The sequence below is a fragment of the Rhodococcus sp. NPDC056960 genome, assembly GCF_042674125.1.
GTDB lineage: Bacteria > Actinomycetota > Actinomycetes > Mycobacteriales > Mycobacteriaceae > Rhodococcus_F.
The window spans coordinates 64,326-79,905 of sequence record NZ_JBHURF010000034.1 but is presented as its reverse complement, the minus strand read 5'-3'; the positions used below and the strand labels follow the sequence as shown (position 1 = coordinate 79,905).

Below are 15,580 nucleotides of genomic sequence, written 5' to 3'. Positions count from 1 at the left end.
CGTCCGGTGTTCACCGATGAGGGTGATTCTGTCCCGGGATCGAATCACCGGTCCCGGCCCACGCCCCACACTCCCGACAAGTTCCGCCCGGATGCGTCATCGCATGAGGGCGGGGCTTCCTCACGAGAGACACGACATGACCCAGGACAGCACATCCCGGCTGCGCCGGATCCTTTCCCCCGCCCGGACCGTCACCCTCCTCTCTCTCGCCGCTCTGACCTTCGGGCTCGGCACCGGCACCGCCGACGCCGACGTCATCGCGATCGCCGATTCCTCGGCCGCCAAGACCACGGTCTTGGGCACGAACCTCGAGATCGCGCAGACCGGCCAATGGCTCAACAGCGTGATTTCGCTCAATGGCACCCCATTCGACAAGGACGTCTTCCTCGGCGGGAACACCGCCGTCACGTCCTCCGGCGGCGCCCCGATCACCGCGGGCACCGTCGACGTCGGGGTGGAGGTCGGCTACCTGCTCGACGTCTCGAACGGCCTGTCCCTCGGCGGCAAGGTCGGCATCACTCCGCAGCAGGCCCTCGGTATTCCGGTCGGCGGCCTGCCCACCCTGACCATGTCGGTGCAGACCCCCCTCGAAGCGAACTGGGTGGTCCCGATCCGGCCCGGGCAGATCGTCGCGGTGTCCCTGGACAAGAAGACCATGACCACGGGCAACGGCAACGTCAACCTCGACAACATCCACTTCCAGATCAACGGTGCCGCCGGCCCCGTCTCGGTCCGCACCTATTCCCAGTGGACCGCTTCGACCAAGGAAACCGACGACTCCTTCGCCGCCTACGGCCCCCCGATCACCCTCTAGGAGCGTCGGTTCCCCTCTGGCACCCGAGCCGATCCCGGCCCGGTTTCACCCAACATCGAAGGAGATCCCATGTTGCTCGACGTCCTGCACTTCGTCGTCAAGACCCCCACCACCAGCCTGCTCGACGCCCTCATCCAGTCCATCCAGTGGGTCACCGGATCCACGACTCAGACCACCTGACCTCAGCGCGCCCCGCGGTGACAGCATGCGGCGCGGGGCGCGCCCAAACCAATTCCACTCCAAGGTGTTTCACTCTCAGCGGCTTTCCCTTCAGTCATTGAAGACGGCCGCGTCCACATCCGCGGTACCGCGATTCCCCATCTCCCCTCGCGGGACGGTGGGGAATCGCTGCCCCTGGGCCGTCGTGCTCGTCTTTCCGTTCCCTCGGTTCTGCGATTCCCGGCAATCCGCTTTCCGGGACCCGCATCGCGCATGGTGTGTGAACGATCAGTCGGTGCGGCATCGGCGAACGCGTTGTGGGCGGCGGCGTTCGGTGGGCGGCCGAGGGCGGGGAGTTGGCTCAGGCCGGATGCGAGCGCGGCGGGTGACGGTGGCCGGCGCCGTGGGTGCTGATCAGTGCGCAGGCGTCTGGGCCGAACGGGGCCGGTTCCCGGTTTTCAGGATCCGCTGCCCGTGCGGGTCCGCATGAGGGCCTGCTGGTGTTCGCGGACGTCTTCGTCGTTGGCGGGGGAGGCCACCCAGTTGCCGTCGGGGTGCAGGATCAGGCACCGGGTCCTCGGGTCGAGTGCCGAGTCGAAGATGTCGCCCAATTGTGCGGTGAGCCGGGGGTCCTTGACCTGGACCATGGCTTCCACGCGGCGGTCGAGGTTGCGGTGCATCATGTCGGCGCTGCCGATCCAGAATTCGTCGGCACCGCGGAAGTACAGGATCCGCGAGTGTTCGAGGAAGCGTCCGAGGATCGACCGGACCTCGATATTCTCGCTGAGGTCCGGCACGCCCGGCTTCAGCGTGCAGATTCCGCGGACCACGATCTGCACGGGCACACCCGCTCGCGACGCACGGTAGAGAGCATCGATCACCTGTTCGTCCACCAGGGCGTTCGCCTTGAGGCGGATACCCGCATCCTCGCCACGCAGTGTGCGTGCCACCTCGGCGTCGATGCGCTCGATGATTCCCCGGCGTATGCCGTGGGGTGCCACGAGTAGGTTGCGGTACTGCGATTTCCGGGAGTAACCGGTGAGGGAATTGAAGAGGTCGGTCAGGTCTGCACCGATCTCGGGAGCGGCGGTGAGGAGGCCGACGTCCTCGTACAGCCGGGCGGTCTTGGGGTGGTAGTTCCCGGTGCCGATGTGGCAGTAGCGGCGGATGGCGGATCCCTCGCGCCGGACCACGAGGCAGGTCTTGCAGTGGGTCTTGAGCCCGACCAGCCCGTATGCCACGTGCACGCCGGCCTGTTCGAGTTTGCGGGCCCATTTGATGTTGGCCTGCTCGTCGAATCGCGCCTTGATCTCGACGAGCGCCACGACCTGTTTGCCCGCCTCGGCGGCGGTGATGAGGGCGTCGACGATCGGTGAGTCGCCGGACGTGCGGTACAGGGTCTGCTTGATCGCCAGAACCTGGGGGTCGGCGGCTGCCTGCTCGATGAAGCGCTGGACGCTCGTCGAGAACGAGTCGTAGGGGTGGTGCACGAGCACGTCGCCGTCGCGCAGAGTCGCGAAGACGCTCTTGGGAGTTTCCCGTTCACCGAACGCGGGATGGGTCGCCGGGACGAACGGAGTGTCCTTGAGCGCGGGACGGTCGACGGCGTACACCTGCCACAGGCACGTCAGGTCGAGCAGCCCCGGCACCTCGATGACATCACCCGGGTCGACGTCGAGTTCGCGCAAGAGAAGCTCGAGCATGTGCTCGGTCATGTCGTCCGCGACCTCGAGCCGCACCGGGGACCCGAAACGCCGTCGCGCCAGTTCCCGTTCGAGCGCCTGCAGGAGATCCTCGTCGCGGTCTTCCTCGACCTCGAAGTCGGCGTTGCGGGTGATGCGGAAGGCATGGTGTTCGACGATCTCCATACCCGGAAACAGGGCGTCGAGGTGTGCCGAGATCAGTTCCTCCAGCGGGAGAAACGCGTCGATCGCCGCAGGGGTGTCGTTGCGCTGGACCCGCACGAAGCGTCCGACGTTGTCCGGAACCTTGACGCGTGCAAAGTGTTCTCCGCCGGTCGCGGCGTCCTTCACCGTCACCGCGAGGTTGAGACTGAGGCCGCTGATGTAGGGGAACGGATGGGCGGGGTCGACGGCGAGCGGTGTGAGCACCGGAAACACCTGATCCTGGAAGTGAACCGACAACCGGCTGCGGTCCTCGTCGTCGAGGTCGGACCAGCCGACGATCGAAATGCCCTCGGCAGCCAGCGCGGGACGTACCGAGTCGAGGAACAATCGTGCGTGCGTTAACGAGATCTCCTGAGTGCGCGTGGCGATCAGGGCCAGCTGCTCCCTCGGGGAGAGGCCGTCGGCGGAACGCACCGACAGGCCGGTTTCGTCCCGGCGTTTGAGGCCCGCCACCCGGACCATGAAGAACTCGTCGAGGTTGGAGGCGAAGATCGCGAGGAACTTGGCACGCTCGAGCAGCGGCAACGAGGTGTCCTCGGCGAGCGCGAGCACCCGCGAGTTGAAATCGAGCCAACTGAGTTCGCGGTTCAGATAACGACCTTCCGGGAGCCCGTCCGTGGGCGCGCTCGATACGGCGCTGGTGGCGGCGGGCGGTACCCCGGGGATGGCCGGCGGAGGCGCGAGGACGCGGCCGTCGTGTCCGCCGGTCTCGCTGGCGTCGGTGGTCTGATGGGGTGCTTCGCCATTGCTCACTCCACAATCCTCCCTCGTGGATTCGGGCCTGGACAGTCGATGACGTCATGTCACCGCTGGTTTCTGCACCGTCGCTGCCGGTGCGGCGCCAACGGTTCCTCGATCTGGGTTCGGATCTGATCGACGACGCGATCGATACCGCCGATCGCCGCCTCGAGAGTCGGCGGTGGCGACCATCGTGCGCGCTGCGCGTCCCCCCGCTGGTGTTCGGTGACGACTCGTTGCCGTTCGGCGGGACACGATCTTCGCCCGCCGACTGGTCACCGCGGCAACTCCAATCGCCTCATTCGTCGGCGCGCATGATCGGCCGCAGCCGTTCGGTCTTCTCCGGTGTTCATCCGGGTGGTTGGACGACGGCGGTCCAGCCGTTGGCGACGTCGTCGACATAGCGGTGGCCGTGCCCGTCGGGGACGTCGATCGCCACGGCCATGTCGGCCGAGACCTGTAGGAACGTGACGACGGGAATCCATTGCACGCCGGATCCGTCGGTGTCGGCCGAGTGGGATCGTGCATATTGCCGCAGCTCAGCGCGTCTACCGGCCACGATGTATCCATGATGGTGGGTGATTCCCATCATCTGTATTCCCCATTAGTGCTACGGTGGTCGCCGTGCCCACCCCTCCCGACACGTTGCTGCGCAGCGCAGCATTCGTCGTTGCCGACCTCCATCGGGTGGGGCGTGTGCAGCTCGATACTGCACTGGCCGATGAGGGGTTCACGCTTCGAATGCATTGGATCCTTGCGTGCCTGAAGCAGGAGGGTGAGCTCACCCAACGCCAGGTGTGCGACGTTCTCGCCGTCGACCGCAGCGACATGGTGCGCCTGGTCGACGGCCTGGAGAAACGAGGCTTCGTGGTGCGGAGAAAACACGCCAAGGATCGGCGAAAGCAACTGCTCTCGCTGACCGAGGACGGCGAGAAGGCGGTAGCCCGAACCGAAGAATTGGTCGACGGCGCCACCGACACACTATTCGCCGACCTGACGGCGAAGGACCGCCGGACCTTGCACCGGCTCGCGCTGCGCGCCCTGGGTCATCCGAAGAAATTCGCCGACACCGACGCCTGACACCGAGGCGACCACCATCGCCTGCGCGCCACTGTCGCTCATCGATCTTTCGGGTGCCGGGCCCTGGCCTGCCCACCCCAGAGAGGAACAACGATTCTCCATGTCCGTCTCACTCATCGAACGGGTACTTCCCGCCGAACTCACCCGCGGTGACCTCGCGGCCCCGCCGCGCACCCTGCTCGACATCCTCGAGGCGACCGCGCGTCGGTATCCCGACGCGCCCGCGATCGACGACGGCGAGGCCACCGTCACCTACGCCGAGCTGATCGAGGCCGTGCGGGAGGGTGCGCGCCGACTGGCGGGCCGCGGTGTGCGCGCCGGCGACCGGGTCGGCATCCGGATGCCGTCGGGTTCGCGGGAGCTGTACCTGGCGATCCTGTCCATCCTCGCCGCCGGCGCCGCCTATGTGCCGGTCGACGCAGACGATCCGGACGAGCGCGCCGAGCTGGTGTTCGGTCAGGCGCGGGTCAAGACGATCGTCACCGCGCAGGGTGCACAGTCGTCGGTGTCGGTGTCGGTGTCGGTGCCGGCCGAGGTGTGTGTCCCGACCCCCGACGACGACGCCTGGATCATCTTCACCTCCGGCTCGACCGGCACCCCGAAGGGGGTCGCAGTGTCGCACCGGGGCGCCGCGGCCTTCGTCGATGCCGAGGCACGCCTGTTCCTGCAGGGCGCGCCGCTCGGCCCCGGTGACCGGGTCCTCGCCGGGCTGTCGGTGGCGTTCGACGCGTCCTGTGAGGAGATGTGGCTGGCGTGGCGGCACGGGGCGTGCCTGGTCCCGGCGCCCCGGTCGCTGGTGCGCAGCGGCATGGACCTCGGTCCGTGGCTGATCTCCCGCGAGATCAGCGTCGTCTCCACCGTTCCGACCCTGGCCGCATTGTGGCCTGCGGAGGCTCTGGAATCGGTGCGGCTGTTGATCTTCGGCGGCGAGGCCTGCCCACCGGAACTGGCGCAGCGTCTCGCCGTGCCCGGCCGGGAGGTGTGGAACACCTACGGACCCACCGAGGCCACCGTCGTCGCCTGCGCCGCTCCGTTGACCGGGACCGGGCCCGTGCGGATCGGGCTGCCACTCGACGGCTGGGACCTCGCCGTGGTCGACGCCGACGGCCACCCGGTCGCCGAGGGCGAGGTCGGCGAGCTGGTGATCGGCGGCGTCGGGCTGGCCCGCTACCTCGACCCCGCCAAGGATGCGGAGAAATATGCGCCGATGCCCACCCTGGGCTGGGACCGCGCGTACCGCAGCGGCGACCTGGTACGGCTCGACCGTGACGGGCTGCTGTTCCAGGGTCGTGCGGATGACCAGGTCAAAATCGGTGGCCGGCGCATCGAACTCGGCGAGGTGGACGCCGCCCTGCAAGCCCTGCCCGGGATCTCCGGGGCAGCCGCCGCGGTCCGCACCACCGACTCGGGCACCAAGGTGCTCGTCGGGTACCTCGCGGCGCCGAAGGCGTTCGACGTGACCGCGGCCCGGACCACGCTGGCCGGACAACTTCCCGCCGCACTGGTGCCCCGGCTGGCGGTGCTCGACGAACTGCCCACCCGCACCTCTGGGAAAGTAGACCGGGACGCGTTGCCCTGGCCGCTGCCGGGCACCGGCACCCAGGACGCCGCGGCAGCCGACCTCACCGGCACCGCAGCCTGGGTCGCCGAGCTGTGGGCGCGGACTCTCGGCGCCGAGGTCGGCGGGCAGGGCGACGACTTCTTCGCCATCGGCGGCGGCTCCCTCAGCGCCGCGCAGCTGGTCAGCGCCCTGCGGGAGCGCTTCCCGGAGGTCACCGTCGCCCAGCTGTACGACCACCCGCGGCTGGGATCGTTGGCCACATTCCTCGACGATCTGGCACCCGCGGCCTCGGTCGACGCGCGCACCGTGACACCGACACCGCGCCGCGCGCAGTGGGCGCAGCTCGCGGCGACCGTGCCACTGACCACACTGACCGGGCTGCAGTGGGTCACCTGGCTGGCCGTCGCGAACAATGTGCTCGCACGGTTTGCCGACGTCGCGTGGGCGCCGACGCTGTCCTGGTCGATGGTGGCGGTGATGTTCCTGCTGTTCATCACCCCGCTGGGACGCATGACCATCTCGGTACTCGGAGCCCGCCTCCTGCTGCGGACCCTCACCCCGGGCACGTATCCGCGGGGCGGATCGGTGCATCTGCGCCTCTGGCTGGCCGAACGCCTCGCCGAGGCCAGTGGCGCCGCGAACCTGTCCGGCGCCCCCTGGATGATCTACTACGCCCGCGCGCTCGGCGCCCGGATCGGCCGCGGTATCGACCTGCACGCTCTGCCTCCGGTCACCGGGTTGCTCGAACTCGGCGACGGCTGCTCGATCGAGCCCGAGACCGACCTGTCCGGGTACTGGATCGACGGCGACGTCGTCCATGTCGGGTCGATCAGGATCGGCGAACGCGCGACGGTCGGCGCCCGGTCGACGCTGCTTCCCGGCGCGGTGATCGGCCACGACGCCGAAGTCGCCGCCGGGTCGGCAGTGGTCGGCAAGGTCAAGGCCGACCAGCAGTGGGCCGGCTCGCCCGCCGTCAAGGTAGGCAAGGCGAACCGTCAGTGGCCCGCCCACCGCCCGGCGCCGGCGTCCCGGTGGGTGCCGGTCTACGGGCTCACCTCGCTGGTGTTGTCGGCGATGCCGCTGATCGCCCTCGGCTGCGGGCTCGCCCTGCTCGGTTGGTGGATCCGCGGCGCCGACACGGTCGCCGCGGCCGCCGCGGCCGCGCTGCCGATGCTTCCCGTCGCCACCCTGCTGGCGCTGGCCGTGTTCGCCGCGATGACCGTGTTCGCCGTCCGACTCCTCGGTGTCGGCCTGCACGAGGGGTATCACCCGGTGCGCAGCCGGACCGGGTGGCAGGTCTGGGCCACCGAGCGACTGATGGACTCGGCCCGCACGTTCCTGTTCCCGCTGTATGCGAGCATGCTGACCCCCGGTTGGCTGCGCCTGCTGGGCGCGAAGATCGGAAAGGACGTCGAGGCCTCCACCGTCCTGCTGCTGCCGAAGTTCACCACCGTCGCCGACGGCGCGTTCCTCGCGGACGACACCATGATCGCCCCCTACGAGCTCGGCGGCGGGTGGCTGAGGATCGAGCGGGCCAAGGTCGGCAAACGCGCCTTCCTCGGAAACTCCGGCATGACCGGACCCGGGCGCCGGGTACCCAAGCACGGTCTGGTCGCGGTCCTGTCCGCCGCACCGACCAAGTCGAAGCCCGGCTCGTCGTGGCTGGGCAGCCCACCGGTGCGACTACGCCGGGCCGCCACCGACTCCGACTCCGCCCGCACCTTCGCACCGCCGCTGCGGCTGAAGGTGGCCCGCGCCGCCGTCGAAACCTGCCGACTGATCCCGGTGATGGTCACCTTCGGGATCGGGCTCGGTGTGTTGTCGGCGCTCGAGGCACTGGCCGACGCCCTCGGCTTCCTCGCCGCAGCCGCACTCGGTGGCGTCGTCCTCATGGTCGCGGGCGCGGTGGCCGCGGCGGTGTCGGTGGCCGCCAAGTGGCTCCTCGTCGGCCGCATCGACGCCATCGAGCACCCGCTGTGGAGTTCGTTCGTCTGGCGCAACGAGGTCTGCGACGCCTTCGTCGAGACGGTCGCCGCACCGTGGTTCGCGCGAGCCGCCACCGGCACCGCAGCCCTGAACACCTGGCTGCGAGCCATGGGCTCGCACATCGGGCGCGGCGTGTGGTGCGAGTCGTACTGGCTCCCCGAGGCCGATCTGGTGCATCTCGGCGACGGTGCCACCGTGAACCGGGGCTGCGTCGTGCAGACCCACCTGTTCCACGACCGCATCATGAGCATGGACACCGTCACCCTCGGCGCCGGCGCCACCCTCGGCCCGCACTGCGTCGCACTGCCCGCCGCGTCCCTCGGCGGCGGCTCCACCGTCGGCCCGGCCTCGTTGGTGATGCGCGGCGACACCGTCCCGGCGTCCACCCGCTGGCAGGGCAACCCCATCGCACCCAGCCTGCACTGAATCAGGCCCCACTCGCGATCGGGCTCGCTCGCAAGCCATTCCGGCAGTGCCACGGACTGCGCTCCTTGCCTTGCTGCGGTGGCTGTAGAAGCATCGGATAGCGAGGCGTCGGCCGGCGATTGCATGCCGGGGGGGAGGTGACCCGGCATCGGGCGACGACACCACCCTTCGGAGGGATCATGACCAGCGGAACCAGTCCCGTACCCGAGCCGCGGCAACCGGAACTGCTCGGGCAGAGCGTCGTCGTGATCGGCGGCACCGGCGGCATCGGGCTCGAGACCGCTCGACGCGCCCGGGCGGAGGGCGCCGATGTCATTCTGACCGGCCGCGATCCCGACCGGCTCGAGCAGGCGGCGCGGGAACTCGGCGCACAACGCGCCGCAGCCTTCGACGCCAACGATACGACTTCCCTGCAGGGGTTCTTTCAGGATCTGTCGACACCGATCGACCATGTGATGGTGACGGCCGGCGGCCCGCATTACGGGCCCCTGCTCGAGATGGACTCGGACCAGGTGCGCCGGAAGCTCAGCGGGCACGTGGTCCTGGGGCTCGAGGTCGCGCGCAATGCGGCGAGCAAGATGAGGCCTGGCGGCACGCTGCTGTTCATGGGCGGCACCGGCGGTCGGCGCGTCGGTCACGGTCTGGGGATCGCCTCCGCCGCCACTGCCGCGCTTCCTCCGTTCACCGCGGCCCTCGCGCTCGAGCTCGCGCCGGTTCGCGTGAACCTCATCGCCGCCGGCTTCGTCGACACCCCATTGTCGGCGTCGCTGCTCGGAGATCGACTCGAGGATCGACGAGCCGAGCTGCGGGCCACGCTCCCGATCGGCCGCGTCGTCGGCCCCGCCGACGTCGCTGCGCTCGCGGTCCACATCATGAGTAACACTGCACTCACCGGCGCGACGTACGACATCGACGGCGGGCAGCAATTCGTATGACCACACACGATGTCGGTGGACGTCGAGCTGGACCATGACGACATCTAATACTCGCGTGGTCTACGACAGTGGGGTGACGGTCCACAGACACCGGTCTGTTGCTGACCCGACCTGTTCGGATCGTCCCGGGCACGCCAGATGGCGGGCGCTTGCGTGGATTGCGGATCACGTGGGGACGCATGGCGGTGGCTTCCGTCATGCGCCCCAACGGGTGGCTACTTCGGTTGGGCCGCTTGGTCGCCGGCGTTACGGGCTTCGATGGCTGTCTTTGCAAACGTCTTGGCCGGCACGCGTGTGCCGACGGTGCCGAGACCGCGCCGCCGCCCGAACGTATGCCGCCGGTCCGGCGGCCGGTGACCAACACGATCGCTCCTCGCACCGGGTGCGAGGAGCGATCGACATCGAGGACCTTTCGGGGTCTTCGCACTCATTGACCCCGCGTATGACTTCGGCGGAGGATTTCTTCATGACACCCGATGACGAGCTTCTACACATCGACCAAGTCATCGACCGCCTCGACGCGCGGTTCCCGGACCTTCCCCGGGAGAGCATCGAACAGGTGGTGCGCTCCGCGCACGCGCACTTCGCGAACGGCAAGGTGCGCGACTTCGTTCCCCTTCTCGTCGAACGCCTCGCCCGAGAGAAACTTCAGGGCCTGGTGCCCGTCGATCCAGTCGTGCCGTTGACGGCGCCGACTGCCGGCGCCGAGATGGACGGGGCCGAGGTGATCGCTCGCCGCCGGAAGTGGCCAGGCTGGTTGCGAGGCTGGTACCCGGACACCCGGATGGCGATCGTCGTGGAAGCGCCGGAGCCGCTGTTTTCCGGCTCGGATCGGACATGATCGTCCGATCCGGATCACCGACCCTCGAGTTCGTCTCCGTCGCTGAAGACGAGCCGACCGTCGTCCAGCGCGACGGCCCAGCGCCGAACGGGCGCCCAGTCGCGGCCCAGGTGAGCGTTGGCGGCGACCTCGTCGCCGTAGTCCGAGACGACGGTGCCGGGTAGCCGGGCGATGTGGTTGCCGCCGGTACCGTCCCGGTACCAGACCCGTGAGCCGACCGTGAATCGGCCTGTTGCGCTGGTGTTCGTCTGGTCGGGCACGGTGTCATTCTCCCATGGATGAGGCCCGTCGCCCGGCTGCCATCGTTTTTTCCTTGCGGCGCACCTCGGCATCCGCACGGGACACCGGTGCCCGGTGTCCGACGTGACGGGGACTCCAGGGTGGCGTGCCACCCCGGCCGTGTGGTCTCGGGCAGCTGAGTTGTCGATTGAGTTGACCAGCGCGAAAGGGAATCTGGGGACGATGCGGGAACACTTCGACGAGCAGCTCGAAGAGATCAGGGCGAACCTGGTCGAGCTGTGTGCCATGACCGAGGCTGCGATCGATAGCGCATCCCGGGCCGTGCTGGACACCGATCTGCCCGCCGCCGACCGGGCTGCCGAGCTGAGTGCGAACGTCGACGTCCGTGCTCGGGAGCTCGATCATCGTGCGCTCACTCTGATCGCGCGCCAGCAACCGGTGGCACTGGACCTGCGGGCATTGATCGGCGGTATGCACAACATTGCGGATCTGCAACGGATGGGCTCCCTGGCGGCGCACATCGCCGAGGTCGCCCGGTTGCACCACCCCGAACCGGTCGTTCCTCATGAGCTGCGGGGCATCATCGCGGACATGGGCGCCGCGGCCACGGCGCAGGCCGCCGCCGCCCAAGAAATCCTGAGCACCCGCAACGAGGTGGCCGCATTGGACCTCATCTGGGCGGACGAACGGACCGACGAGCTGCTCCGCAAGCTGTTCGCCGCCACCAAGAGCGACGACTGGCTTCACGGCGCCGCATCCGCTGTGAACATCACGTTGCTCGGTCGGTTCTACGAACGCTTCTGTGATCACACCGTCGAGATCGGTCGCCGCGTCATCTTCGTGGTCACCGGAGAATTTCCCGACCAATGAGGTCGGTGACGACTTCGCCGCTCCGTCCACTCGGTACTTCCGGTCACCAAGCCAGAATCGTGGCCTCTTTGGCGGTGAATTTGGCGGTGAACTCGTCCTCGGTGTGAACACCGTCCCGGAGCTCACCGAGTTGGTTCACGGCGGGGATACGGTCACCGCCTCCGGCGGGCGGTGGGGCACCCGGCTGCGGGGGCGCCTGAGGCGTTTCGTGCTGCCGCGGCTGGTTCGCCGCCCAGCGCTGCCCCTGACGGCGCGACACTCGGTTGGGAACAGCGGTCACGGCCACCACGGCCGTGCGCGCGACTCCGCGGAGAAGTCCAGGCATGGTGTACTCCTTGATCTTCCAGGCGTCCGGGAGACGGCCCGATCTACTGGTGGCAGGTGTCGATGGCCACCGACGTGGCCGCGGCGATCCGGGGCCACCGCCAGCACCGACAACCGGCGGGGGGCGAGGCGAGGAAATCGCCCAGTGGGCGGCGCGGTACCTCGGGCTCGACCAACAGGGGCTCGACCGGCAGGTGCGTCTCGTCCGCAGCGGTGTCTGCGTGGTGGACCACGTGTCCTCCTCATGCCGCGCGGGCGACGATACAATCACGTCAATGGTGTTGCCGGACAGAATTCATTGTGCCCGACAGCGGTGCCCACCTCTACCTCACCGGTATCGACACCCGCGGAGGCCGGTGATCCACGGTTGCCCTGCGCGGCAAGCGGATGCAGCCCCCTTCCGGTCTCACTGTCCGGCCGGGTCGGTTACCCCGCAGGCGGTGACCCGCGTGTTCGCCGAGTTGCTGTGCGAGGAGATCGATACCGTCGCCCGGCACCTCGAAGAGGCGGAGATTCTCGGATATCACGCCCGCACGCACCACAAGTCTGCCCGCCCCGCCCGGCTCGGTGCGGAGATCGCGACCCTACGCGTCGAGTTGACCGCCGCGGGCCGACTCCTCGAGGCAATCGTGTTCCGGTTTCCCGAGGCGATCGCGGACGACGGCTCGGCCCCGCGACGGACCACCCGGGACTGGATCGACGTTCCCCGGTGCACTTACCACCGGCTGCTGGCCGAGTGATCGAGGGTCATGGTCGCGGTGGTAGGGACCGAACCGGCGAAGGGCCGGTCAGTCAAGAGGATTCGGCCCGACATAGCGGGGTCCGCGGTCGCCGTGCACGATCCACAGGCCACCCTTCGCGGTCTTGGCGGTCGGCAGAAAGCGTGCGGCACCGTGGTTGGTCGCGGCCGCCGCCAGTTGGTCGAACACCTCCCCGTGCGTGCACCAGAGGGCGCCGTCGTCGCACCGGCCGAGCGCGGAGAGCAGTGCACCAACTGGGGCGTCCCTGGCCAGACGTGGGTCGTCGACGATCGGCAGCCCACGCGCCACGGCCAGGGGCTCCAAGGTTTGCCGACAGCGCACGGTGGGACTCGAGAACAACCCGGACAGTGCGACATCCGCCAGGGCTTCGACGAGATGAACGGACTGTTGGTGGCCGAGGGGGCTGAGAGGGCGGTCCGTGTCCGGGCCCGGCCACGTCTTCTTGGCCAGGGCATCCGCGTGACGCACCAGAACGAACATGGTTGCCCTCCCGGCGACATCGGCGGCGTTGTGCCACTGCCGAACACAATAGTGCCGACGGCCGTCGGGGCAGAGCGAACAGGCCGACCGTCGGCATGCCCGGTGGCGGGGCGAGGCACCCAGGCCGGTCGGCCGGGCTGCGTCGACTTCGCCGCGTGGCTTCGGGTGGTTGGGCGCTGGAGGCGGAAGGGATGGGCGCGACACCTACCCGCATCGCCCTTACGGTGACTATGTGGGAGTGGTCCGATTGATGCTCGAGCTTCCCTCGTCCTGCTCGCACGTCGATGTGCTCGACTGGGCGTCGGTCGAACTACGCGAACGGCGCGTTCATCCGTGGGAGCGGCTGTCGCTGCGCACCACCGCACCGACCGGATCCGGCGTTTCCTGTTCACCTACGGCCACAGCCTCTTCCTTCCCTACTCCGATGGGGAACCCTTCCTGCCTCAAACCTTTCGGGTATTTCTTCGCGCGATCGCCGTAGAGCCTCGCTGACCGGGTGCTCGAGTACCCGGATCGTCGCCTGATCGGTGCGGTGCAGCGGATGAGGTGCGGGTGCCGAGATGCAAGCGAAGTGCCTGCTCCGTCACGCGCATGCCGTGGAGAGGAACCCCAGGGGCTCGATGCCGACCGCCCGTTGAGCGCCCTCGGACGTGACACGATCACGCCGTCGCACTCGGCAGGATCGAGCTGCGGACGTGTTTCGATGCGATCTCCGAATGGCATCGTTCCAAGTCCTGTCGACGGCACCATGAACAGCGTTCCGATGTGAGACTGGTGAGGTGACGCGGGCACCTGATCTCGGATACCGGAGCGCCGACGAGAACGCTGGCGGCGGTAGCACGCGTACGGTGATCATCGCGTTCGGCGCCAACCTCGGGGTGGCGATTGCGAAGTCGGTGGCAGCGGTGATGACCGGTTCCGCATCCATGGTGGCGGAGGCCGCTCACTCCTGGGCCGACACCGGTAATCAGGTCTTCCTTCTCATCGCGAATCGTCGAAGCGCCCGAGTCGCCGATGCCGATCGGCCACTCGGATACGGGCGTGAGGCGTACGTCTGGTCGTTGCTGGCGGCGGTCGGCCTTTTCGTTGCCGGTGGGTCGGTGTCGGTGTGGCACGGCGTGTCGGAGCTGCTTCACGCGCCCACCGGCGGCGCCGATTATCTGGTTGCCTACCTTGTGCTGGCTGTCGCATTCGTTCTGGAGGGAACCTCCCTGCTGCGGGCGATCCGGCAGCTGCGCGGTGAGGCCGAGGACTCGGACCGCGACGTCCTCGATTACGCCCTCGAGACGTCCGATCCGATGCTGCGGGCGGTCTTCGCCGAGGACAGCGCTGCGATCATCGGTATCGTCATCGCCGCCGCGGGGGTCGGACTTCACCAGCTCACCGGTGCTGCGGCCTGGGATGCGCTCGGTTCGATTCTGGTGGGGGTGCTGCTCGGTGCGGTCGCGGTGGTGCTCATCGACCGCAACCGCCGATTCTTGACTGGCGTGCCGGCATCGGGGGCGCTGCGGGAGGCGGTTATCGCCCGTATCGAGGAGTTCCCGGAGGTGTCGACGGTGCGTTTCGTGCGACTCGAGTACACCGGGCCGAGGCAGCTCTTTCTCGTCGCGAGCGTCGACCTGGTGGGCGACGCCGCGGAATCGCGGGTGGCCCGCACACTTCGCAAACTCGAAGGTGAACTCGAACGAAATCCGCATGTTGTCGATGCCGTATTGACGGTCGCAGATCCCGACGAGGAGGATCTCTCCGGCCTGGTCGACGATCGCGAACGGCGCTCCGGGGAAGAGCCCGGAAATGCTGCCGAGCGTTCACAGGCGACCCCGACCGACACTGTCGATCCGTAAGTGACCGCCCCACGCCGGGCATGCCCGGCATTACTGTCGGCCGGACCTCGCCGTATTCAGGATCGGTGTGTGCGGCCGGGGTGTCCGAGACCGGGAGGGGACGCGTCCGACGGCGTGATGGCCAACGACTCCTCGAGCGCGCGGATCGCGGCGCGTTCGACGAGCAGCGGCACGAAGTCGCGGATCGAACATCCGTCGAACCGATGGTGTGCGGTGTCGATCGCCTCGCCGACATGGTGCTCGTCGAGTACCTGATAGCGCTGAGTCAGATGTGCGCGCACCGCATCGAGGTGCTGCTCTTCGGTGACATCCATATACGGATTGTCGTCTCGTCGGCTGCGGCGCGGAAGCCCTTTCCCCGGTTCCGGCGGAATGCCGGTGTCGTGGCCGACGAAGGGTTTCACTCCCAAGGATCCGGTGAGGTCCTCACCGTGACTCCGAATCCCCTATGCCCCAGAGTTTTCCAGGCGTGCAGTCGACCCGGTTTTGCCGCGTGCCGGCAAGGGCCGCGCTCCTGTCAACCGGGAGACGGGTTCGGAGGTGCATCAGTCCCCCGACCGCCATCGCCGGGATCGGCGAACATCGCCGTGATCCGGCTCAGGATCTCCGGAGTG

General features: G+C 68.4%; 14 protein-coding genes and 1 pseudogene. 8 read left to right on the top strand and 7 right to left on the bottom strand.

Features of this window, described 5'->3' with window-relative positions:
* Positions 1–136: 136 nt before the first annotated feature.
* Positions 137–814: an MspA family porin gene (locus ACFTWF_RS38160; protein ID WP_378466257.1), complete on the top strand. Its 678-nt coding sequence runs from the start codon at positions 137–139 to the stop codon at positions 812–814.
* Between the two features lie 617 nt (positions 815–1,431).
* Here the strand turns inward: ACFTWF_RS38160 and ACFTWF_RS38155 are convergent.
* Both ACFTWF_RS38155 and ACFTWF_RS38150 read right to left on the bottom strand, forming a co-directional pair.
* Positions 1,432–3,633, bottom strand: a complete 2,202-nt coding sequence (locus ACFTWF_RS38155) for an RNA degradosome polyphosphate kinase (RefSeq protein ID WP_378466256.1) — start codon at positions 3,631–3,633, stop codon at positions 1,432–1,434.
* A 334-nt stretch (positions 3,634–3,967) separates the two neighbouring features.
* Positions 3,968–4,105 (bottom strand): annotated as a pseudogene (locus tag ACFTWF_RS38150) (alpha/beta-hydrolase family protein); the annotation flags it as partial.
* Positions 4,106–4,242: 137 nt separating this feature from the next.
* Between ACFTWF_RS38150 and ACFTWF_RS38145 the strand changes: the two are divergent.
* The 4 genes from ACFTWF_RS38145 (at position 4,243) to ACFTWF_RS38130 (ending at position 10,447) form a co-directional block, all read left to right on the top strand.
* Positions 4,243–4,698: a MarR family winged helix-turn-helix transcriptional regulator gene (locus ACFTWF_RS38145; protein ID WP_378466255.1), complete on the top strand. Its 456-nt coding sequence runs from the start codon at positions 4,243–4,245 to the stop codon at positions 4,696–4,698.
* Positions 4,699–4,798: 100 nt separating this feature from the next.
* Complete coding sequence (locus ACFTWF_RS38140; RefSeq protein ID WP_378466254.1) at positions 4,799–8,671, top strand: Pls/PosA family non-ribosomal peptide synthetase; 3,873 nt, start codon at positions 4,799–4,801, stop codon at positions 8,669–8,671.
* Positions 8,672–8,850: 179 nt separating this feature from the next.
* On the top strand, positions 8,851–9,606 hold the full coding sequence (locus ACFTWF_RS38135) for an SDR family oxidoreductase (RefSeq protein WP_378466253.1): 756 nt from the start codon (positions 8,851–8,853) through the stop codon (positions 9,604–9,606).
* Between the two features lie 466 nt (positions 9,607–10,072).
* A complete protein-coding gene (locus tag ACFTWF_RS38130) occupies positions 10,073–10,447 on the top strand; it encodes a three-helix bundle dimerization domain-containing protein (RefSeq protein ID WP_378466252.1) in 375 nt (124 codons plus the stop codon).
* A 14-nt stretch (positions 10,448–10,461) separates the two neighbouring features.
* Here the strand turns inward: ACFTWF_RS38130 and ACFTWF_RS38125 are convergent, their stop codons facing one another.
* The gene (locus tag ACFTWF_RS38125; RefSeq protein WP_378466251.1) at positions 10,462–10,707 is read right to left on the bottom strand and encodes a hypothetical protein; all 246 of its coding nucleotides are present in this window, start codon (positions 10,705–10,707) and stop codon (positions 10,462–10,464) included.
* Positions 10,708–10,909: 202 nt separating this feature from the next.
* Between ACFTWF_RS38125 and phoU the strand changes: the two genes are divergently transcribed.
* Positions 10,910–11,557 (top strand): phosphate signaling complex protein PhoU, encoded by a 648-nt coding sequence (phoU, locus tag ACFTWF_RS38120; protein ID WP_378466250.1) that lies wholly within the window; start codon positions 10,910–10,912, stop codon positions 11,555–11,557.
* Between the two features lie 43 nt (positions 11,558–11,600).
* Here the strand turns inward: phoU and ACFTWF_RS38115 are convergent, their stop codons facing one another.
* Together ACFTWF_RS38115 and ACFTWF_RS38110 are read right to left on the bottom strand one after the other, a co-directional pair.
* Positions 11,601–11,882: an SHOCT domain-containing protein gene (locus tag ACFTWF_RS38115; protein WP_378466249.1), complete on the bottom strand. Its 282-nt coding sequence runs from the start codon at positions 11,880–11,882 to the stop codon at positions 11,601–11,603.
* Positions 11,883–11,925: 43 nt separating this feature from the next.
* A complete protein-coding gene (locus ACFTWF_RS38110) occupies positions 11,926–12,114 on the bottom strand; it encodes a hypothetical protein (RefSeq protein ID WP_378466248.1) in 189 nt (62 codons plus the stop codon).
* A gap of 216 nt (positions 12,115–12,330) precedes the next feature.
* On the opposite strand from ACFTWF_RS38110, the gene ACFTWF_RS38105 reads away from it, so the two are divergent.
* The gene (locus ACFTWF_RS38105) at positions 12,331–12,621 is read left to right on the top strand and encodes a hypothetical protein (RefSeq protein WP_378466247.1); all 291 of its coding nucleotides are present in this window, start codon (positions 12,331–12,333) and stop codon (positions 12,619–12,621) included.
* 48 nt (positions 12,622–12,669) lie between these two features.
* Here ACFTWF_RS38105 and ACFTWF_RS38100 read toward each other — a convergent pair whose 3' ends face one another.
* Positions 12,670–13,122 carry a SixA phosphatase family protein gene (locus ACFTWF_RS38100; protein WP_378466246.1) on the bottom strand — a complete coding sequence of 151 codons (453 nt, stop codon included), beginning with the start codon at positions 13,120–13,122 and terminating at the stop codon, positions 12,670–12,672.
* 779 nt (positions 13,123–13,901) lie between these two features.
* Here ACFTWF_RS38100 and ACFTWF_RS38095 point away from each other — a divergent pair.
* Positions 13,902–14,966 carry a cation diffusion facilitator family transporter gene (locus tag ACFTWF_RS38095; protein ID WP_378466245.1) on the top strand — a complete coding sequence of 355 codons (1,065 nt, stop codon included), beginning with the start codon at positions 13,902–13,904 and terminating at the stop codon, positions 14,964–14,966.
* A 56-nt stretch (positions 14,967–15,022) separates the two neighbouring features.
* Here ACFTWF_RS38095 and ACFTWF_RS38090 read toward each other — a convergent pair whose 3' ends face one another.
* Positions 15,023–15,280, bottom strand: coding sequence for a three-helix bundle dimerization domain-containing protein (locus ACFTWF_RS38090; protein WP_378466244.1), 258 nt, complete (start codon positions 15,278–15,280; stop codon positions 15,023–15,025).
* Positions 15,281–15,580: the final 300 nt, after the last annotated feature.

Coding starts and splice junctions, on each gene's coding strand:
- ACFTWF_RS38160 (WP_378466257.1), top strand. CDS start 137: ATGACCCAGGACAGCACATCCCGGCTGCGCCGGATCCTTTCCCCCGCC.
- ACFTWF_RS38140 (WP_378466254.1), top strand. CDS start 4,799: ATGTCCGTCTCACTCATCGAACGGGTACTTCCCGCCGAACTCACCCGC.
- ACFTWF_RS38135 (WP_378466253.1), top strand. CDS start 8,851: ATGACCAGCGGAACCAGTCCCGTACCCGAGCCGCGGCAACCGGAACTG.
- ACFTWF_RS38130 (WP_378466252.1), top strand. CDS start 10,073: ATGACACCCGATGACGAGCTTCTACACATCGACCAAGTCATCGACCGC.
- phoU (WP_378466250.1), top strand. CDS start 10,910: ATGCGGGAACACTTCGACGAGCAGCTCGAAGAGATCAGGGCGAACCTG.
- ACFTWF_RS38115 (WP_378466249.1), bottom strand. CDS start 11,882: ATGCCTGGACTTCTCCGCGGAGTCGCGCGCACGGCCGTGGTGGCCGTG.
- ACFTWF_RS38100 (WP_378466246.1), bottom strand. CDS start 13,122: ATGTTCGTTCTGGTGCGTCACGCGGATGCCCTGGCCAAGAAGACGTGG.
- ACFTWF_RS38090 (WP_378466244.1), bottom strand. CDS start 15,280: ATGGATGTCACCGAAGAGCAGCACCTCGATGCGGTGCGCGCACATCTG.